Source organism: Nocardia albiluteola, from assembly GCF_018860155.1.
Classification (GTDB): Bacteria; Actinomycetota; Actinomycetes; order Mycobacteriales; family Mycobacteriaceae; genus Nocardia; species Nocardia albiluteola.
The window spans coordinates 219,013-236,391 of the sequence record NZ_JAHKNI010000011.1; the positions used below are offsets into that span (position 1 = coordinate 219,013).

Consider the following 17,379-nt stretch of genomic DNA (forward strand, 5'->3'; position numbering starts at 1 on the left):
GTGGTGGTTCAGGCGCCGGCCGAGAGGGCGGCGTCGAGGGTGTGGCGGACGGCGCCGCGAGCGCGGTGCAGCTGGGATTTCATCGCCGCGGTGCTCAGACCGAGCGTCTCGGCCGTGGTGCGCCCCGGATAGCCGAGTACATCGCGCATGATCAGGACTCGGCGCTGCAGCTCGGGCAGCGCGGCGATCGCCCGGGTGAGCTGGTCGCTCTCCCACCTGTGCAGCACCTCGTCCTCGGCCGAGGCGACGAAATCCTCCCCCGCACAGTCGATCCGGGGAATGTGATGCAGCGAATGCCGTGCACGTCGCAGGCATTCGTTGCGGACGATGCGGAACATCCACGAGGCGATGGCCGTTGCCGTCCGCAGCGTCCCGATCTTGCGGTAGAGGGTGATCAACGCTTCCTGCGCGGCGTCCTCGGCATCCGCGGACGACGCGCACAGGTGATGCGCGAATCGCTGCACGTGCGGATGGGCGCCGTCCACGATGGCGGCGATCGCCTCGGGGTCCCCGCGCTGCGCGGCCTCGACGAGTTGCTCACCGGCCCAGCCTTTCTGCACTGCGATCACCGCCCCGCCGCGCTGTGTACAAGACCGGGCGACTGCCGTCCTGAAGTCTCGATTGGATAGTCACCACCATAAGAGCGTCTCGACCCCGAAAAGGATTCACCGCCACGCGACTCTGGGCACAGCTGCCCCGCGGTGAAACCGATTGAGCCGCAGCGACTACCAGCTTCCGTGGTGGTCGGGGACCAATAGCAGCAGCGGTAGCACCAGGATCAGCAGGATCGCGAAGGCCAGGAAGATGTCGGCCTGGACGGCACCGGCGTCGTGGCTGCGGGCCAGGATGGCGGTGGTGACCGAGATGGCGGTGATCGCGCCGCCCTGACGGAACATGCCGCGCAGGCCGGCGATCGACGCCGCGCGGTCGGGCGCGAGTTGCAGGCTCGCGTTGTTCGTGGCGGGCACGGTCATGCCCATGCCGACGCCGGTGACGCCGGCCGCGATCGACATCCAGACATACGGGGACACACCGCCCAGGGTGGCGTACATCGCCGCGAGACCCACCGCGGTGACGGTGAATCCGACCGCCATGGGCAATCGGTGCCCGGTGCGCCGCAGCGCGAGCACTGCCAGCGCGGCCACGCCGATCGAGCCGACCGCACGCGCGGTGAGCAGGGTGCCGGCGTGCAGTGACGAGATGCCGAACCGCTGTTCGGCATAGAGCGGGACCAGGGCGCCGAAACCGATCGCGGCGGCCCCGAAACACAGGTTGATCAGGTTCATCACGCCGAAGCCGCGCCCGCGCAGCAGCTCGATCGGGATGAACGGGTTGTCGCCGTGCTTGGCGTGCCGCACGAACGCCACCCCCGCGACGACCGCGATCGCCGCGCCGAGCAGGAAGACCGGGCTGTAGACCGGCACCTCCCCGCTGCCCAGGTAGGCGATCGCGAACATGCCCGACAGCACCATCGCGCCCAGCAGCGCCACCCCGCGCACGTCGATCCGCTCGGCCGAGCGCGGCGCCCCGGCGGGGAGGAAGACGACCGCCAGCACGATCAGCACGATCCCGATCGGCACGTTGACCAGGAAGATGCCGCGCCAGGACCAGTACGTGACGAAAAATCCGCCGAACATGGGCCCGATGATCCCGCCGATCGGCAGGATGCTGGTGAACATGCCGAGCGCGCGGTCCCGCCCGCGGCCGAAGTTGTCCGCGACAATCCCGGTCGCCGAGGGCATGAAGGCACCGCCGCCGACCGACTGGATCGCCCGCAGCGCCACCAGCAGCGCGATATTGTCGACGAAACCGCAGGCCAGCGATGCCACCGTAAACAGAACGGCCGCACCGACGAACACCTTCTTGCGGCCGAACTGGTCGCTGATCCGCCCGGCGATCGGCATGATCAGCGCCTGCCCCAGCGCGTAGATGGTGATCGTCCACCCGGCCCAGTTCACCGGCGCGCGCAGGTCGTGCTGGAGGGCCGGCAGCGCCGTAGCCACGATGTTCGCATCCACCGAGGCCATCAGCAGGGCCATCGACACGATGCCGAAGACCAGGCCGCGGCGCGGAAGCGGACGAGCGAGAACGGAATCCGAAGCGGTGATATCGAGCGAACCCATTGTTACCAAGTTAATTGCTTGCTGGCAGGCAATCAATACCCGGGTTCTCAACGCCCGAGGGCTCCTGCGTCACAATTACCCGAACGTGCGAGGACGACGAAGGTGGGAGCAGTGGACTCCGAGGACATGGCGCGACTTCGCGTGGTGATCATCCGGCTGGCCCGGCAGTTCAACGCGACCGCGACGGGAGAGGGACTGACGCCGACCCAGGCCTCGGTGCTCGGCCTGATCGCCCACCGCGGGCCGCTCGGACTGGCCGAACTGGCCGAATTGGAGGGCCTCCATCCAACCATGGTGTCGCGCGTGGTCCGAAAGCTGGACGAGGACGGCCTGATTCGCCGGCTCCCCGACCCGAGCGATCTGCGGGCGGCCCGGGTCGAGATCACCCCCGACGGCACCACGGTGAACGAACACATCCGCACGCTGCGCACCCGAACGGTGTCCGAATGCGTCGAACACCTCCCCCGACAGACTGCCGAGCAGCTGCTGCGGGCACTGCCCGCGATGGAGGCACTCGCCGAGGAGCTCAAAACCGCCCGCAGCCACTGACATTCGCGTCCGGGCGGCCGCCGCCCACCGTCGTCTGCGGATCGCGGTGACCTGGTGGCTACAGGGACACCAGACCGGCACCCTTGTCGACGCGTGCAACAAGGCCATGTCCTACCTGCCCGAGGCGGTAACCACCTGACGGTGGCAGCAGGGCGTGCCGGGCTATCCCGCGGTGCGTGCGCCGAATAGCTGTTCGCGCATCCGGGCCGGGGTCTGCCCGTAGTGCTCTCGATAGGCTTCTCGGAACCTGCGTGTGCTGGGAAATCCTTCCTCGAAAGCGATCCTGTCCATGTCGACCGGCAGCGCAGTGGACAATCGCCGATGTGCGCGCTCGATGCGGATCGTGCGCAGCATCGCACCCGGCGACGGGTACCCGGCACTCTTCAGCACTTTGTACAGTGTTCGCTCGCCGATGCCCAACATCGTGGCGATGGTCTCCGGATTCACCCGGGGATCGTTCGCGTGAATTTTGATCAGAAGCCGTGCGCGTTCAGCGTCTGTCGCGCGCTTGCCGGATTTGATAGCTGGGGAGAGGTTGAGTGCCCCATCGAGCAGCGTGAGCGCGCTGGAAAATGCGACGCTGAAATCTGCTGCCGTCCAGCCCTCGGCCTCGGCAAGCAATCGAACCTGCGTCTCCAGCGCGTGTACCAGGGGACGCTTCTCATCCAGCGCGAGCGGGGCAGCCGCAGCGCGTGCGGGATCGATCGACCTTTCGGGGACGGTCATGATCAACGCGCTGATAGTCTCGTCGTGCGTCATCCACACCGGGCGGCCCCAATGGAAAAAGCCGACTTTGCCAGGGTGGAAGATTTCCCTGGAATCGCCTTGTTCGAGCTTGAAATGCCCTTGCAGCGGGACGAAGAGGCGATAGCTGTTATCGCCGTCGGCTCGCACATTGCGTTGCGAGCGCCGGTAGTCGAGCGTGGCAGTGGTGAACTCGACGATCTGGAATTGGCCGACGTTCTGGGCAAACGCTGTGGAGCTGAACTCGTCGGCGCGGAACCTCAGCCCTACCGTTCCCTGCCGGTGACGGAGGTATTCATCCCACGACGCCGCCGGGTCCTCATCGTCGGTCGAGAAGGCTTCTTTCCGGTATTCCGCATCGGTCACACCGACACCCTTTCGCGCACCGCCACAAGGTACAAACCGACTACAAGCTTACAAGGGAAGCGGCAGGCGCCGAGTCGTGACGACGGGCAACTCGGCAGTGTGGTCGATCACTCCACGGTGACCCGTCCCGACCGCCACTGCAGCTGCACCAGGCGCACGAAAGATCCAGGCCGGGCTGCCGGTTGCGGGTGCGGCGTTCGTGGCGGGCAGAAAGTGACCGCGAGTGGGCAGGAAAACGGTAGAGACCCGGCGGCGGCGGCGCCTATTGTGCGAGACAAGCTTCCAGCTTGAGACAAGTAAGGGATGGACCCTCTGCTGGAATTATTGAAAATAGATTTCTCGGTCTGAAAGTAGGAGGGGAAGACCGAGAAACATCCGATAGAAGAAGGGAATCTGCGACGCGATAAATCAATCTTTGCAACGCGCCGGCACGGGGGCTGTGCAGTCGCCCCGTCCGGGTGCGATTTCCTCTGGTCGCACGGTGAGTGTTCCCCGCCGGCACGCTGCGATTGACGACGACCCGGCTGCCGTGCCCGATCGGATCCTGCGGGCCGGAATCGCAGGCGGCGCAGACACGGTCTCCGCGGCCGCCGATGCCGGGGAACGGATCGCCGAATTCGCCTCGCTCACTCAGCATTCGGCGTAGGCGGCCTCACCGTGCCAGCGAACGAGCGATGACCAGGCGCTGAATCTGGTTGGTGCCCTCGAAGATCTGGGTGATCTTGGCCTCGCGCATATAGCGCTCGACCCGGAAATCGCGGGTGTATCCGTAGCCGCCGAACACCTGGACCGCATCGGTGGTCACCCGCATCGCGGCATCGGTGGCGACGAGCTTGGCCACGCTGGCCTGCCGTGAATACTCCAGCCCCGCATCGCGGCGACGCGCGGCATCCACGTAGGTCGCGCGCGCCGAGTCGACCGCCGCCGCCATGTCCGCGAGCAGGAATCCCAGGCCCTGGTGTTCGACGATCGGCTTGCCGAACGCCGTGCGCTCCTTCGCGTAGGCCACGGCCTCGTCCAGGGCCGCCTGCGCGAGACCGGTCGCGACCGCGGCGATGCCGAGGCGCCCGGAATCCAGTGCGCTCAGGGCGATGTGCAGGCCCTGGCCCTCCGCGCCGATCCGGCGCTCACTCGGTAGGAACGCGTCGTCGTAGTGGGCGGTCGTGGTCGGGATCGCGGCCAGCCCCATCTTCCGCTCGGGCTTGCCGAAGCTCAGCCCCTCGGTGTCCTTCGGCACGAGGAAGCACGAAATGCCGCGCGTCCCTTCGCCGGTGCGCGCAAACAGATTGTAGAAATCGGCCCGGCCCCCGTGCGTGATCCACGCCTTGGTGCCGTTGATCCGGTAGCCGTCCTCGACCGGGGTCGCCGCGCAGGCGACCGCGGCGGCGTCGGACCCGGCCTGCGCCTCGGACAGGCTGTAGGCGCCGATCTGACTGCCGCCCAACATGTCCGGCAGCCACCGCTGCTTCTGTTCCTCGGTGCCGAATGCCAGCAGCGGATGACACGAGAGGCTGTGCACGCTCACCGCGACGGCCACCGCGGCCCACCGCGCGGCGATCTCCTCGAGCACCTGCAGATACACCTCGTACGGCTGACCGCCGCCGCCCCACTGCTCCGGATACGGCAGGCTCAGCAGCCCCGCCGCGCCCAGCGTGGCGAACACACCCTCGGGGTAGGTCTCCGCACGCTCGTGCTCGTCGGCCACCGGACCCGCGAGCACCTTGTCGGCGATCTCGCGGGTGAGCTGGATCAGGTCGTGCGCCTCGTCACTGGGCAGCAGGCGTTCGACGGCCACGCGTCACCTCGACTACTAGTAAGAGTACTGAATTACCTTGCAGAGTACTGTCAGGCCGATAGTACTGCAAGGGGTACTTCAGTACTATGCGATGGCATGGACCAGCCCGCCCGCGCCGGCTTCACCACCCGCCGACGCACCGAACTCTTCGACGCCCTGGTAGCGCTGTTTCTCACCGAGGGGTTCGCGCAGCTGACCCTCGACGAGATCGCCGCCCGGCTGCACTGCTCCAAGTCCACGCTCTACACCCTCGCCGGCAGTAAGGAACAGCTGGTCCGCGCGGCGACCGTGCACTTCTTCCGCGGCGCGACCGAGGATGTCGAGGCCGCCATCACGCCGGTCACCGGCGCCCGGGAGCGCGTGGCCGCCTACCTCTCTGCGGTCGGGGCCGCGCTGTCCCCCGCCTCCGACCGGTTCATGTTCGACCTGCACGCGTTCGCCCCCGCCCGCGAGATCTACGAGCGGAACACCAGCATCGCGGCCGAACGCGTGCAGGAACTCATCCACGAGGGCGTCGAGGCCGGCGAATTCCGCGACGTCCACGCCGCGTTCACCGCGGACCTGGCCGCCGCGATGATGGTTCGCATCCAGCGCGGCACCGTACGCACCCACACGGGTCTGGACGACGCCGACGCCTACCGGGAACTCGCGGCCATCCTCACGGCGGGAATCAGTGCCTAGCGCCGCCGAGTCGAAGACACGCAGGCCCCGAGTCAGGTGATGGCATAGATCGATGCCGGTGAGCCCGAACCGTTTTCGGTGATGAATCCGCCCACGACCACGGTGAAATCCCGGGCGGGCAGCTCGCCGAGATTCGCCAGGATTTCCAGGCTCAGGCGGTGCTCGCGGTAGAGCATTTTCGAGACGGCGAATGTCTCGTCCAGCCCGACGTCGGGGCTGAAGGCGTCGGTGCCCAGGGCGCCGCGGCGGCCCAGGACACCGTGGTCGAGCAACCATCGCACCGATTCGGGCGAGAAGCCCGGGTGATGCGGCGTTCCATGGTCGTCTGCATTGACGAAATCGTCTGTGCCCCAGTACTTGTCCCAGCCGGTGTGCAGCAGCACCGCGGCTTGCGCGGGCAGCGGCCCGTGGCGATCCTGCCAGTCCCGCAGGTCTCGCACGGTCACCGCGTAATCGGGGTCGCGGGCCGCATCGTGCGCGATGTCGATCCGCACGCCGGGAAGGATGAAGTCCGCGCCGTCAAGTTCATCGGCCGCGGCCTCCCCGGCGTTGAAGTGTGCGGGGGCTCCCCAATGGGTGCCGGTGTGTTCTCCGACCTCGACGGCCTGCAGATAGAAGCCGTGCTCATCGAGTGTGCACACGGTCTCGACGGACGGGCGCGGATCGCCGGGAAATACCGAGACCCGGTGCACCGAAAGCGGGTGCGACAGGATGCGCACCGACGAGAATGTCATGCCTGGCCAACCTCCCCTGTGAGTCCTGTGCACAAATGTAGGCGTGGCAGCGCTCGCACGGACGGCAGTGACCGCCATGCCGCACCCGCCACCGGGGTCGGCACGGGCACATTGATCAGGAACACCGAACGCCAGCCGCACCCGAAAGCGACTCCGGCGGGCTGGCGCTGTTCATTCAGTTGCCGGTGTCGAGTGCGTGGGCGATCAACGGCCAGGAACGAGCCAGCTCCTCGGCCCAGTACGGCCAGGAGTGGGTGCCGGTGGAGCGCAGGTGCACCGTCGCCGGGATCCCCAGTCGCTCGAGCCGATGACCCAGGGCCGCGGCGCAGGCATAGGCGCCGGCCTCCAGGGGGCCACCGACTGTGATGTCGTCGGGCAGGTTGGCCTGTCCCGGCACGTCGTGCTCGCCGGGGATCCCGCTGCCCGCGGACAGGTAGACCGCGGTGCCCCGCAGCGCGGCGGCATGGGTCATGACGTCGTGGGCGAGCCAGTCGGGGTCGCCGGGCTTGCCGAACATGTTGTCGGGGTTGCCGTGGTAGGTCTCCACAATCGCGCGGGCCTGATCTTGACCGGGGCCGGGGGCGACGCTGTAGCACCCGCTGTGCGCGGCGACCGCCCGATACCGGCCCGGGTTACGGACCGCGAGCATCATCGTGGCCTCACCGCCCATCGACACCCCCTCGATGGCGTCGCGGCCGTTGCCCTCGAAACGGGCATCGATCAGCGGCGGTAACTCGCGCGTGAGGAAGGTCTCCCATTTGTTGGTGCCCAGCACCGGATCGCGGCGTTGCCAGTCGGTGTACAGGTTGGCGGGCCCGCCCGTGGTCAGCACGACGTTGACGTTCTTGTCGGCGAAGAACTGCACAACATGCCCGTGTTCGGTCCAGCTGCTCTCGTTCTCCGGGGCGCCACGCCCGTCGAGCATGTACAGCGTCGGCCGCGGGCGATCGCGGTGCGCGGGCAGCAGCACCTGGACCTGCACCACCCGCTTCATCGACGGCGAGGCCACGAACACCCGCAGCCATCGATCGGTGATCGACTCGATTTTCGTGATGACCGGCCGCGCGGTCAGGCCGGCGCCGTTGTCGGCGGGAGCCTGATACCCGTTCGAGCTCAAATCCGGGCCGGAGGTCGGCGGCGCCGCCGCGGACACCCCCGCCACCAGCATCAACGCCCCTGCCACCGCGGCAATCTCGCCGACGACCCGCCATGCCGGTCTGTGCCGTGCGGACATGTCGGACCCATCTTGCATGCCTCACAGTGAAATCGATGAGTGGCGCGTTCTTCACCCATGGGAAGGAACACGTTCTAGATCGACGCGGCGGACGTGGGCGCCATCACCGTCGGCGGCCCCCCCACGCCGGTATGGGGCGGGGCCAGTTCACCGGCGGCTACGCTGCAACGCGTGGCTGAAACCTCACCGCGCGTACGCAATCCCTGGGGTCAGGGCGAGCGGTTGCGAGCGGAGATTCTGCGCGCCGCCGCGCGGCTGCTGTCCGAGCTGGACGGCGAGCAGGGCCTGACGATCCGCGGGGTGGCCCGGGCCGCGGGCATCTCCCCCGCCAGCATCTATCAGCATTTCAGCGACAAATCCGCGCTGGTACAAGGCCTCATCGCCCATATCTACGCGCAGCTGGCCGCTGCGATGGCCGAGGCCGACGCGCAGTATCCGCCCGAGGCGATCCTGGATCGGGTCCGGGCGCGAATGAAGGCGTACTGCCTTTTCGCACTGGAGAATCCGGGCCACTACCGGCTCATCATCAAGCTCCGTCCCACTCCGTCCCGGCCCACGGGCCCGCTGGCGGACATCGTGCGGAGCATCATCGATCTGCTGGAACGCGGTGAACGAGAGGGGATCCGGATGCGGGTACCACCGAGCCGGGCCGCGGTGATCGTCTTCGTCGGCGTGCACGGACGAGTCGCCTTGCAGCACACCAGCGGCGGCGAGGACCAGGACGAGCAGATCATGGCGTTCGTGGACGAGCTCGTCTCCCTGGTCGTCGACTGACCGGTCCGGCCCGCCAGGGATCGTGCACGCGTCACGAATCATTGCTCAACAGAACCGGATTGATTATCCTGACCAAGTTAGTAAACATTCGTTTGGTAACTTTTGGGGGTCCCCGATGACCGAATCCCTATCCACCTTCCCCATGTCCCGGGCCGCGAAGTGCCCGTTCGATCCACCCCCGCCGCTGCGCGAACGCGACCGGGTCGACCGGGTGCGGATCTGGAACGGCGACACGCCCTGGCTGGTCACCGGCTACGAGGAACAGCGGGCCGTGCTGGCCGACCCGCGATTCAGCGCCGACGCGCTCACGCCGGGATATCCGCTCCAGTCCGCCTCGATCGCCCAGCGGCGCCGCAGCTTTCGCTCGTTCATCGCGATGGACGATCCCGAGCACGCCCGGCTGCGCATGATGCTCACCCGGAATTTCATGGTCAAGCGGATCACCGCGATGCGCCCGCGAGTGCAGCAGATCGTCGACGGACTGATCGACGACATGCTCGCCGGGCCCAGGCCGACCGACCTCGTCACCGCATTCGCTCTACCCGTGCCCTCGCTGGTGATCTGCGAACTGCTCGGCGTGCCGTACGCCGACCACGAATTCTTCCAGTCGTGCAGCCGCAAGCTCATCGACACCACCACCCCCGTCGAGGAGGCGATCGAGGCCACCGATCAACTGCGCTCGTACCTGTCGGATCTCGTTGCGGCCAAACAGCAGTCGCCGACCGACGACATGATGGGCCACCTGGTCTCCGAGCAACTCGCGGCCGGCGAGCTGACCGCCGCCGAGGTCGCGGACATGTCGCTGCTGATGCTGGTCGCAGGGCACGAGACGACCGCGAACATGATCGGGCTGGGCACCCTGGCGCTGCTCCAGCACCCGGATCAGCTCGCGGAGCTGCGCGAGACCGACGACCCGGCGCTGATCACCAACGCGGTCGAGGAACTGCTGCGGTATCTCACCATCGTGCACACCGGCCGGCGCCGGGTAGCCACCGAAGATGTCGAGGTCGGTGGGCACACGATCCGGGCTGGCGAGGGCATCATCCTGGCCAACGACGCCGGAAACCGCGACGCCACCGCGTTTCCGGATCCGGACCGCCTCGACATCCACCGCCGGGCTCGCCATCATGTGGCCTTCGGGTACGGCGTGCATCAGTGCCTCGGCCAGCCCTTGGCTCGGATGGAACTGCACGTCGTCTACGGCACGCTGTACCGGCGGATACCCGAACTGGCGCTGGCGATTCCGTTCGAAGACGTGTCGTTCAAACACGAGATGGTCGTGTACGGCGTCCACTCGCTTCCCGTCACCTGGTAAGGAGCTCGGCCATGAAAGTTGTTGTGGATCAGGACAAATGCATCGGATCCGGGCAGTGCGTCATGCTCGCTCCGGACATCTTCGACCAGCGGGACGAGGACGGAATCGTACTGCTGCTACAGGCCGAACCGCCTGTCGCACTCCATGATTCCGTGCGCGAGGCCGCCCGGGTGTGCCCGGCGCTGGCCATCGAGTTGGACGAGAAGTAGCCCCTCGACGCTCCCGGGCCGCGCTAGACCTGATATCCCTCGGCCTCGAGAGCGGTGGGCAACTCCCCGCCGGCCGCGGTGAACGCGGTCAAGGCATGCACCAGCCCGTGGCGGTCGGCCTCGGGCATCTTCGCGACCACGGCGGCGATCTCCTCACGGCGGCGGGCAGTGACCGCGTCGACGATCTCGCGGCCGCGCGCGGTCAGCTCGAGGATCAGTTCGCGGCGGGAATTCGGGTTGGGCCGGCGGTCGATCAGCTCGGCGGCCACCAGGCGGTCGACCATCCGGGTCGCGGTAGAGGGCTGCACATTCAGGATCGCGGCCAGCTCGGCGACCTTGACCGGGCCGCGGGAGGACAGGATCATCATCGTCCGGAACTGGGCGATGGTGATCGACTCGTCGACCTGGGCCAGCGAGCGCGCCGACAGCGCCACCAGCAGCCGCGAGGCCGTCAGCAGGGCATCGGTGATCTCGTCGGCGGATTCGACCGCCACCCCGCCGCTGTGTTGCATAGCAAACCCTTCGTCGCCGATACCGGGCACCACCATCCTGCCTGTTCGCGGCGGGCGGCATCGCACCCGGCTGGCCGCCCGCTCCGAATCCGCACCTCGATCCGACAGGGTCGCATCGCCACCCGGCCTCCAGACTCACTCGGGCATGCGGATGCCGGTCCAGCCCCCTCGTGCCTGTCCTTCTCAGCCCAGGACGTTGCGGCACGCTACGGTCGTAACCCCCTCCGCGGTTTGCGGGTTCCCGGGTGATGGACCGGCGGCGGGAAGGCTCAGGCCAGGCGCTCGTCCTTGACCGCCAGGGCATGCTGCCCCCGCTGGAACGTCACCTCCCGAATCCCCAGGGCCGCATGAAGTTTCCCGGACGGGAGCGTCACCGGTTTGGGTGCGGGTCCGGCGCCGGGATTCGGCAGCGGATAGGCCGTGGTGGTGCCGCTGTAGAAGGTGATGTTGCCGTCGGTCTTGGTGAACAGCTGGTGCACATGACCGTTGAGGCACGTGACCGAGGAGAACCGGCGCAGATAGCTCAGCACCTGCGCGGCATCGTCGGTGCCCCAGCCCCATTGCGGATACATGGCGAACAGCGGGATGTGGCTGAATACCACGATCGGCGTGTCCGGGGACAGGCCGGCCACATCCTTGCGGACGAAATCCAGCTGGTCCGGGCCGAGATGCCCGAGGTTCCGCAGATTCAGCGTGTTCACCAGGGCGATCAGATGGACCCCGGCGATGTCGAAGCTGTACCAGCCGTCGCCGCGAGTGCCCTTGCCGAAGACCGAGCGATACCTCTGCCCGCCGTCATCGGTCGAATCGTGTTCTCCCGGAACGGTGAACACGTGTGGAGTGTGCAGCCCGTTCAGCATCTGATACACCTGGTCGAACTGCGCGGGCGTGGCCAGATGCGTGAGATCGCCGGTGTGGATGACGAAATCGGGTTGGTAGCCCAGGGCGTTGACCTGCCCGATAGCCTCGGTGAAGGTGGCGGCAACGTCCGCGTTGGCCGTGCCCTGGAAACCGATATGGCTGTCGCTGATCTGGGCGAACCGCAGATCCGGGCGCGGGGCGGCAATCGCCTCCGGCGCACCGGCGACCTGGGACACGACCTCGCCGCCGACCACGGCCAGGCCCACCGCCGCGCCGAACCAGGCCGAATGCCTGATCAATTGGCGTCGTGTCATCGTCTGGGGATCCTTCTCGTTCACGGCGTCACCACCACGGTGCCGTGCATGAACGGATGAATCGTGCACACGTAGTCGACGCTGCCCGCGCGGGTGAAGGTGAAGGAATAGGTTGCGCCCGTGCCCATTCCGGGCGAGTGGAAGCTACCGTTCTGCGCGCTGACGGTATGCGGCTCCTCGTCGCGATTGGTCCAGGTGACCGTCGTGCCCACCTTCACCGACAAGGTGGCGGGCGCGAAGGCGAAGCTTTGGATCGCCACCGCGGTACCCGTGACGGGCGCGGAAGCCGTTGTCGCGGTGGGCGCTCCCGGCATGCTGGGCATGCCCGAGGCCGGAAGCAGCGGCGCGGCATTGCCGTTCGGCACGAAGCCCGGTGTCGCCGTGCCCGCGGGGAAGGCCAGTGTGGATTCCGCGGCAGGGCCGGTGGCACTCGATCCGCAGGCGCCCAGGGCGGCCACCAGCGCGATCGCGCCGAGGCCGGCCACCAGGACCCGCCGGTTGTTCGCGAATTGTCTCATCCGAGTTCTCCATCGTGGGACGAAGACACCCGCACCGCTGCGGGCACCGGTCGACGGTGAGCGTCCGCCTCGTCGCGAAACGCTGTCACTAGGAGATACGGGCCCGGGTTACACAGGGCGACTCAGGCCGATTCCGCGGGCACGAAAACCTCTATCGTGCCGTTGATTTCACGTATCTCCAACCGCGGCAGCGGCGCGGGGGCGATGGGGAGCTGATGCGTGCGCACCGCGCCGTCGATACCGAAGGAGGTGGAGTGACAGGGGCACCGCAGGCGGTCGGCCGGACCGTCCAGCCACAGCTTGCAGCCCTGATGGGTACAGATGCCCGAGAGCGCGTAGGGGATTCCGTCGCGGCGGTGCACGAATCCGCTGACGGTGCCCGCATCGAAGGCGATGGTGGCACCCTCGGGCACGTCCGCGGCGGCGGCCACCGGCCGCCACGCCCCGTTCCTGGGCACCAGCGTCTGCTGCGCCTGCGACGGGGTCGCGGGCCCGTGCCCCCCGGACGTCAGGGCATGGTCGACGACGCCGCCGACGGTGGCTGCCGCGGCCGCGATCGAACCGCCGATCAGCACCTGCCGGCGTCGCGGAGGCGGCGTGGAGGCCTCAGGGGGACGGGAGGATTCGCCGAACTCACCGGCCAGCCGCTGCCGCAGTCCGGCCAGGAACTCCTCGCTCGGGGCATCCGCGCCGAACCGGGCCGCACGCAGGGCGATCGCCACCCGCATCTGCTCGGCCTCCTCGTCGCCGGGCGTGAAGCCGCGCGGACGGCGCCCGGACAGCAGATCCTCCACGTATCGCCGGATGTCTCGACCGGTCACCGTGCACCTCCCGCACTCTCCTGCGCCGCCATCTGCAGGGCCCGATGCTGCAGCACCTTGGCGTTGGCGACGCTCACACCCAGTTCGTCCGCCGAATCGCGGACCGAAAGTCCCTGCAGGAAGCGTAATTCCAGGATGCGCCGATAGCGCTCGGGCAGCCCGTCCAGCAGCGCGCGGGCCCGGGCCGCGGCCCGAACACCCTCCTGCTCCGCTGGTTCGGGCGGCGGCTCCGGCGCGAAATCGGGGTCTATCGTGGTGATTTCGCGGCCCATCCGGGTCCGCCAGTACTCCGCCAGCACGGTCCGAGCGGTCGCGCGCAGATACGCCCGCACCTCGGGCACGCTGGCCTGCACCCGCAGCGGCCGTAGCGCCGCGGTGAACACCTCCGCGGTGAGATCCTCGGCATCCGGGCGGTTGCCGACCTTGCCCACCATCAACGCGTACACCCAGGTCGCGTTGTCACGGTAGATCGACTCCCAGTCCCGGTAGGTCTCACCAGCCACCAGGCGCAGCTCCCGGGTCCGCGGATCCTCGCCGGATTCCGGCCGTCCGGCCATCTGCCGCCGCCTTCCGCATCCACCTCCAGCGCATGACCACGCCTAACAGTAGATAGCGAGAGGGGTTACAGGTGGCGGTTTCAGTGACCTCATCGGGCGAGCCCGGCGGTCCGGCCTCGGATACCGCGATGGGCGGGCCCCCTTCCGGGAGCCCGCCCATCGATATCACCGCAACCGGTTACGGCGTCACCACAGCGGCATCAGCGCTTCGGAGCGGGAGCCGGCGGAAACTGCGGGTTCGTGCAGAACCCACCCGGGGTGGTGCACGGCGAGTTGATGGTGCTGAAGTACTGGTACGCCGACCACAGCATCATCGGGCCCCCGACCAGGATGGTGCCGAGTAGCGCGCCGGCGCTGCCCACAGTGGCGACACCCGCGATGCAACCGATAATCGCACCCGGCAGACCCGCCAGCAGCGCTGAGACCGCGGCCGAGATGGTGCCGACAGCGACGGCGCCGGCGATACAGCCGACCGTCACACCGATCAGTGCGCCGACGACGGCGCCGACCAGGCTGGAGATCGTCGCGCGGCTACCGAACGCCGAAAGCTCCTGCTGGTCACGCGGGCTGAAGGATTCGTCGACGGCCTTCGCGTCGAGGTCCTTCGGCTCGACCTGCGACACCGGCCTCAGGTGGGCAAGCGTATCCGCCGAGATCGGCTGAGCCACCGGAGTGCCGCCCGTGGTCTGCGGAGTCAGACGCACCGCATGGGCGGAGATGTCCGCGTTGATCGGGAATTGGGTGTTGTCCTTGCGGTACACCAGGGGAACGGAGTCCACGACCTGCCCCTTGGCATCGGCGATCGTCAGGCTGTCACCCTGGCGCGCGAAGGTGCCGTCGGCCGCCTTCAGAACCGCCGAACCAGCGGCACGGTCGAGCTCATAGTGCACGCCATTGACGACAACAGTCTGAGACGCCGGAATATTCTTGAAGAACGGGGCCGGGGCGGCCGGCGTCGCCGGTGCGGGCGGTGCGGCATATGCGGGCGCGGAGGCGATGCCGACGGCGGCAACCGCCAGCACCGCGCACGCGGTAAATTTCCTCATCAGGTACGACCTAGAACCTTTCGTTGACCCACGGTGCCCCGATACCAAGGCACGGCGGCACCGATTGTTGCCGATTCATTCGGCCGCACAAATATTTCAGAACAGTGAAATTTGAATAGTGATTCGTGTCCGAAAAGTTTAACCTTTCCCAACAATGGGGACCGAATTTCTTTGATTGCATCGCGCATTTCTTTCATTGAAACACCGAGATTATTCAAAGAAATAGAACGATGATCCCGAGGGGTTTCAATGAAAGAAATATTCGCACGGATGCGCCGGCGGGGCGCACCGCCGCCGGACGAACTCAGCTCACCCAGCGCGGTGCGATGCGGGTGCCGTCCGGGAGTTCACCCCAGAACCCGACCGGCACGGTCACCAGGACTCCCGCACGCCCCGCACCCGGGTTGTCCACACGGATCACCGCTCCGGCGGGCGCGATGGCGGCATCCCCCGCACCCAGCGAATTCGCCACACCGTCGATCGTCAGCACCACCTCACCCTCGAGGAGTACGAACACCTCCTCGCGCAGCACGCGATGCGGCTGCCCCTGCGACTCCGGATCAATGTCCAGCCGCCACACGCACAGCTCGGCACTGCCGGTGCCGGGGCGAGCGTAGGAGGTGAATCGGGCGTTGTGCATCTGATGGACCTCGGCCTCGGCGGCACGAATGACGGGCATCGAAACTCTCCTTCAATTGGTCAATCTACTTGACCATAATAGTCAAGCTTGTTGACTAATCTGTCAAGTGCCAAGATTCACCCCATGCCCGCCTACCCGCTCGCCCCGGACCTGCCACTGCTGCTCCTGGCGGCCGCCGCAGAGGTCACCGACGCCGCCAACGCCGGCGTACATGCGGCCGGTTTCACCGATCTGCGCCCAGCGCACGGTTTCGCCTTCGTGCGGATGGCCCCCGACGGCGCCACGGTCGGCGAGATCGCCGAACACCTCGCCGTCACCAAGCAGGCCGCCAGCCAGCTGGTCGAGGAACTGGTGAAAAAGGGCTACGCACAACGTAATCCGCATCCGCACGACGCGCGCGCCCGGATGATCACCCTCACCGAGCGCGGCTGGGCCGCGACCCGCGCCTCCGACGCCGCGCTGGCCGCGTTCGCGGAACGCTGGACCGCGGCGCTCGGCCCGGAAACCGTTACCGCGCTGCGCAACGCCCTGGCCCATGTCGTCACCCCGGGGAGGGTTCGCCCCGCGGCGTGGTGAATACCGGAATGAGCACCCGAGCAGGGCCGGACCATGCGGCCCGGCCCCGGAATGCGGCGATCACTGACTCGCGAGCAGCCCATTGATGTTCATCCGCTTGCGATTTCGCATGCTCCAGACGAATACGACCCCGATCACCGCGTACTCCACCGGATTCGTCAGCGCGACCGCCACCGAGACCGGCAGGGTGAAGATCACCAGGAAACGCAGCACCGCCACCAGCGCGAAGGCCGTGGTCCACACCAGCGTCGAAATCATGAACACGCGGCGCACATGGGCATTGTTGCGCCACAATGCATCCCAGCTGTGTGCGGAATCCGGCCCGGGCGCGTGCAGGCGCCGCGAGATGCCGAACATCGCCGGTCGCCCGAACACGCAGCTGGCCAGCAGCAGCGCGCTGATAACGACATCGATGATCGGATCCTTGGCCAGCATCACGCGCGCACTGCCGCTCAGCAGCGCCAGCCCCAGCCCGAGGGCGTTGACCGCGAAGACGAATGCGGACAGGCCGTCGAACCGGCGGCGCAGCACGGCGGGCACGATCACCCACAGCGCCGAGACCACCGTCGACCACAGCAACCCGGCGAAGCTGCTGAACCCGATCCCGACGAGCACGTAGTAAATCCCCACCGGCAGTGCGACATTGGCTGCCATGGGCGCCGCTGACCGAAATCGGGCGGTGCGCGACACCACCGGAATTGCTGCGGCGCCTGCGATTTCGGACATCGGATGCTCCCCTGAACGCTGAAGTAGGTATGCCGTGAACGCTATTTCCGTCGAGCTCGCGCGGCGTCGGCGCGAGGATGGAATCGCCGATCTCCACCCGGGGGTCCAGACACCCGATGTCCACCTCGGGACTTCCATCGCCGGTTGGTTCCACGCCCTCGCGCGCGCGGCATAGGGTCGACGGGTCCACCCGATCCTGCCCCGGCCCCAGCGCTGCCCCCGCCCACCGACTCCGCAAACTCCATCGGCTCACCGTCCCGGCCGCTCGACCACCTTCCATGCCT

21 protein-coding genes are annotated in these 17,379 nt (G+C 67.6%); 7 read left to right on the forward strand and 14 right to left on the reverse strand.

Annotation, left to right across the window (positions count from 1 at the left end):
- Nucleotides 1–8 precede the first annotated feature (8 nt).
- Both KO481_RS29535 and KO481_RS29540 read right to left on the reverse strand, forming a co-directional pair.
- Nucleotides 9–569 (reverse strand): RNA polymerase sigma factor, encoded by a 561-nt coding sequence (locus tag KO481_RS29535; protein ID WP_308166583.1) that lies wholly within the window; start codon nucleotides 567–569, stop codon nucleotides 9–11.
- Nucleotides 570–725: 156 nt separating this feature from the next.
- On the reverse strand, nucleotides 726–2,123 hold the full coding sequence (locus KO481_RS29540) for an MFS transporter (RefSeq protein ID WP_215917433.1): 1,398 nt from the start codon (nucleotides 2,121–2,123) through the stop codon (nucleotides 726–728).
- A gap of 111 nt (nucleotides 2,124–2,234) precedes the next feature.
- Here KO481_RS29540 and KO481_RS29545 point away from each other — a divergent pair, with 111 nt between their 5' ends.
- Entirely contained in the window at nucleotides 2,235–2,672 is a 438-nt protein-coding gene (locus KO481_RS29545; RefSeq protein WP_215917432.1) for a MarR family winged helix-turn-helix transcriptional regulator, read from the forward strand.
- Between the two features lie 162 nt (nucleotides 2,673–2,834).
- Here the strand turns inward: KO481_RS29545 and KO481_RS29550 are convergent, their stop codons facing one another.
- On the reverse strand, nucleotides 2,835–3,782 hold the full coding sequence (locus tag KO481_RS29550) for an AraC family transcriptional regulator (protein WP_215917431.1): 948 nt from the start codon (nucleotides 3,780–3,782) through the stop codon (nucleotides 2,835–2,837).
- A gap of 481 nt (nucleotides 3,783–4,263) precedes the next feature.
- Between KO481_RS29550 and KO481_RS29555 the strand changes: the two genes are divergently transcribed.
- The gene (locus KO481_RS29555; protein WP_215917430.1) at nucleotides 4,264–4,428 is read left to right on the forward strand and encodes a hypothetical protein; all 165 of its coding nucleotides are present in this window, start codon (nucleotides 4,264–4,266) and stop codon (nucleotides 4,426–4,428) included.
- A gap of 6 nt (nucleotides 4,429–4,434) precedes the next feature.
- On the opposite strand, the gene KO481_RS29560 is transcribed toward KO481_RS29555, so the two are convergent.
- Nucleotides 4,435–5,577: an acyl-CoA dehydrogenase family protein gene (locus KO481_RS29560; RefSeq protein WP_215917429.1), complete on the reverse strand. Its 1,143-nt coding sequence runs from the start codon at nucleotides 5,575–5,577 to the stop codon at nucleotides 4,435–4,437.
- A gap of 96 nt (nucleotides 5,578–5,673) precedes the next feature.
- Here KO481_RS29560 and KO481_RS29565 point away from each other — a divergent pair, with 96 nt between their 5' ends.
- Entirely contained in the window at nucleotides 5,674–6,258 is a 585-nt protein-coding gene (locus tag KO481_RS29565; RefSeq protein ID WP_215917428.1) for a TetR/AcrR family transcriptional regulator, read from the forward strand.
- Nucleotides 6,259–6,290: 32 nt separating this feature from the next.
- Here KO481_RS29565 and KO481_RS29570 read toward each other — a convergent pair whose 3' ends face one another.
- Complete coding sequence (locus tag KO481_RS29570; RefSeq protein WP_215917427.1) at nucleotides 6,291–6,992, reverse strand: cyclase family protein; 702 nt, start codon at nucleotides 6,990–6,992, stop codon at nucleotides 6,291–6,293.
- 175 nt (nucleotides 6,993–7,167) lie between these two features.
- Nucleotides 7,168–8,226 (reverse strand): alpha/beta hydrolase, encoded by a 1,059-nt coding sequence (locus KO481_RS29575; RefSeq protein WP_215917426.1) that lies wholly within the window; start codon nucleotides 8,224–8,226, stop codon nucleotides 7,168–7,170.
- 171 nt (nucleotides 8,227–8,397) lie between these two features.
- On the opposite strand from KO481_RS29575, the gene KO481_RS29580 reads away from it, so the two are divergent.
- From KO481_RS29580 to KO481_RS29590, 3 genes are all read left to right on the forward strand, one after another.
- Nucleotides 8,398–9,000, forward strand: coding sequence for a TetR/AcrR family transcriptional regulator (locus tag KO481_RS29580; RefSeq protein WP_215917425.1), 603 nt, complete (start codon nucleotides 8,398–8,400; stop codon nucleotides 8,998–9,000).
- A gap of 115 nt (nucleotides 9,001–9,115) precedes the next feature.
- On the forward strand, nucleotides 9,116–10,315 hold the full coding sequence (locus KO481_RS29585) for a cytochrome P450 (RefSeq protein ID WP_245400881.1): 1,200 nt from the start codon (nucleotides 9,116–9,118) through the stop codon (nucleotides 10,313–10,315).
- Between the two features lie 11 nt (nucleotides 10,316–10,326).
- The gene (locus KO481_RS29590; RefSeq protein ID WP_215917424.1) at nucleotides 10,327–10,524 is read left to right on the forward strand and encodes a ferredoxin; all 198 of its coding nucleotides are present in this window, start codon (nucleotides 10,327–10,329) and stop codon (nucleotides 10,522–10,524) included.
- Nucleotides 10,525–10,547: 23 nt separating this feature from the next.
- Here KO481_RS29590 and KO481_RS29595 read toward each other — a convergent pair whose 3' ends face one another.
- The 7 genes from KO481_RS29595 to KO481_RS29625 form a co-directional block, all read right to left on the reverse strand.
- The gene (locus KO481_RS29595) at nucleotides 10,548–11,036 is read right to left on the reverse strand and encodes a MarR family winged helix-turn-helix transcriptional regulator (RefSeq protein WP_215917423.1); all 489 of its coding nucleotides are present in this window, start codon (nucleotides 11,034–11,036) and stop codon (nucleotides 10,548–10,550) included.
- A 269-nt stretch (nucleotides 11,037–11,305) separates the two neighbouring features.
- Nucleotides 11,306–12,211 carry a metallophosphoesterase family protein gene (locus KO481_RS29600; RefSeq protein ID WP_215917422.1) on the reverse strand — a complete coding sequence of 302 codons (906 nt, stop codon included), beginning with the start codon at nucleotides 12,209–12,211 and terminating at the stop codon, nucleotides 11,306–11,308.
- A 20-nt stretch (nucleotides 12,212–12,231) separates the two neighbouring features.
- The gene (locus KO481_RS44470) at nucleotides 12,232–12,729 is read right to left on the reverse strand and encodes a cupredoxin domain-containing protein (protein WP_215917421.1); all 498 of its coding nucleotides are present in this window, start codon (nucleotides 12,727–12,729) and stop codon (nucleotides 12,232–12,234) included.
- 122 nt (nucleotides 12,730–12,851) lie between these two features.
- Nucleotides 12,852–13,550 carry a Rieske (2Fe-2S) protein gene (locus KO481_RS29610; RefSeq protein WP_215917420.1) on the reverse strand — a complete coding sequence of 233 codons (699 nt, stop codon included), beginning with the start codon at nucleotides 13,548–13,550 and terminating at the stop codon, nucleotides 12,852–12,854.
- A complete protein-coding gene (locus KO481_RS29615) occupies nucleotides 13,547–14,107 on the reverse strand; it encodes an RNA polymerase sigma factor (protein WP_215917419.1) in 561 nt (186 codons plus the stop codon). The genes KO481_RS29610 and KO481_RS29615 overlap by 4 nt, the downstream gene beginning before the upstream one ends.
- Before the next feature lie 200 nt (nucleotides 14,108–14,307).
- Nucleotides 14,308–15,153, reverse strand: coding sequence for a DUF8020 domain-containing protein (locus KO481_RS29620; RefSeq protein WP_215917418.1), 846 nt, complete (start codon nucleotides 15,151–15,153; stop codon nucleotides 14,308–14,310).
- A 304-nt stretch (nucleotides 15,154–15,457) separates the two neighbouring features.
- Nucleotides 15,458–15,832 (reverse strand): cupin domain-containing protein, encoded by a 375-nt coding sequence (locus tag KO481_RS29625; RefSeq protein ID WP_215917417.1) that lies wholly within the window; start codon nucleotides 15,830–15,832, stop codon nucleotides 15,458–15,460.
- Nucleotides 15,833–15,916: 84 nt separating this feature from the next.
- On the opposite strand from KO481_RS29625, the gene KO481_RS29630 reads away from it, so the two are divergent.
- Nucleotides 15,917–16,369: a MarR family winged helix-turn-helix transcriptional regulator gene (locus KO481_RS29630; protein ID WP_215917416.1), complete on the forward strand. Its 453-nt coding sequence runs from the start codon at nucleotides 15,917–15,919 to the stop codon at nucleotides 16,367–16,369.
- Between the two features lie 60 nt (nucleotides 16,370–16,429).
- Here KO481_RS29630 and KO481_RS29635 read toward each other — a convergent pair whose 3' ends face one another.
- Nucleotides 16,430–17,095, reverse strand: coding sequence for a VC0807 family protein (locus KO481_RS29635; RefSeq protein ID WP_215917415.1), 666 nt, complete (start codon nucleotides 17,093–17,095; stop codon nucleotides 16,430–16,432).
- Nucleotides 17,096–17,379 lie beyond the last annotated feature (284 nt).

What these genes read in the sequence shown, in the direction of transcription:
- KO481_RS29565 (WP_215917428.1), top strand. Translation starts at nt 5,674, where the DNA reads ATGGACCAGCCCGCCCGCGCCGGCTTCACCACCCGCCGACGCACCGAA.
- KO481_RS29595 (WP_215917423.1), bottom strand. Translation starts at nt 11,036, where the DNA reads ATGCAACACAGCGGCGGGGTGGCGGTCGAATCCGCCGACGAGATCACC.
- KO481_RS44470 (WP_215917421.1), bottom strand. Translation starts at nt 12,729, where the DNA reads ATGAGACAATTCGCGAACAACCGGCGGGTCCTGGTGGCCGGCCTCGGC.
- KO481_RS29625 (WP_215917417.1), bottom strand. Translation starts at nt 15,832, where the DNA reads ATGCCCGTCATTCGTGCCGCCGAGGCCGAGGTCCATCAGATGCACAAC.
- KO481_RS29615 (WP_215917419.1), bottom strand. Translation starts at nt 14,107, where the DNA reads ATGGCCGGACGGCCGGAATCCGGCGAGGATCCGCGGACCCGGGAGCTG.
- KO481_RS29635 (WP_215917415.1), bottom strand. Translation starts at nt 17,095, where the DNA reads ATGTCCGAAATCGCAGGCGCCGCAGCAATTCCGGTGGTGTCGCGCACC.
- KO481_RS29585 (WP_245400881.1), top strand. Translation starts at nt 9,116, where the DNA reads ATGACCGAATCCCTATCCACCTTCCCCATGTCCCGGGCCGCGAAGTGC.
- KO481_RS29590 (WP_215917424.1), top strand. Translation starts at nt 10,327, where the DNA reads ATGAAAGTTGTTGTGGATCAGGACAAATGCATCGGATCCGGGCAGTGC.
- KO481_RS29540 (WP_215917433.1), bottom strand. Translation starts at nt 2,123, where the DNA reads ATGGGTTCGCTCGATATCACCGCTTCGGATTCCGTTCTCGCTCGTCCG.
- KO481_RS29600 (WP_215917422.1), bottom strand. Translation starts at nt 12,211, where the DNA reads ATGACACGACGCCAATTGATCAGGCATTCGGCCTGGTTCGGCGCGGCG.
- KO481_RS29620 (WP_215917418.1), bottom strand. Translation starts at nt 15,153, where the DNA reads ATGAGGAAATTTACCGCGTGCGCGGTGCTGGCGGTTGCCGCCGTCGGC.
- KO481_RS29575 (WP_215917426.1), bottom strand. Translation starts at nt 8,226, where the DNA reads ATGTCCGCACGGCACAGACCGGCATGGCGGGTCGTCGGCGAGATTGCC.
- KO481_RS29570 (WP_215917427.1), bottom strand. Translation starts at nt 6,992, where the DNA reads ATGACATTCTCGTCGGTGCGCATCCTGTCGCACCCGCTTTCGGTGCAC.
- KO481_RS29630 (WP_215917416.1), top strand. Translation starts at nt 15,917, where the DNA reads ATGCCCGCCTACCCGCTCGCCCCGGACCTGCCACTGCTGCTCCTGGCG.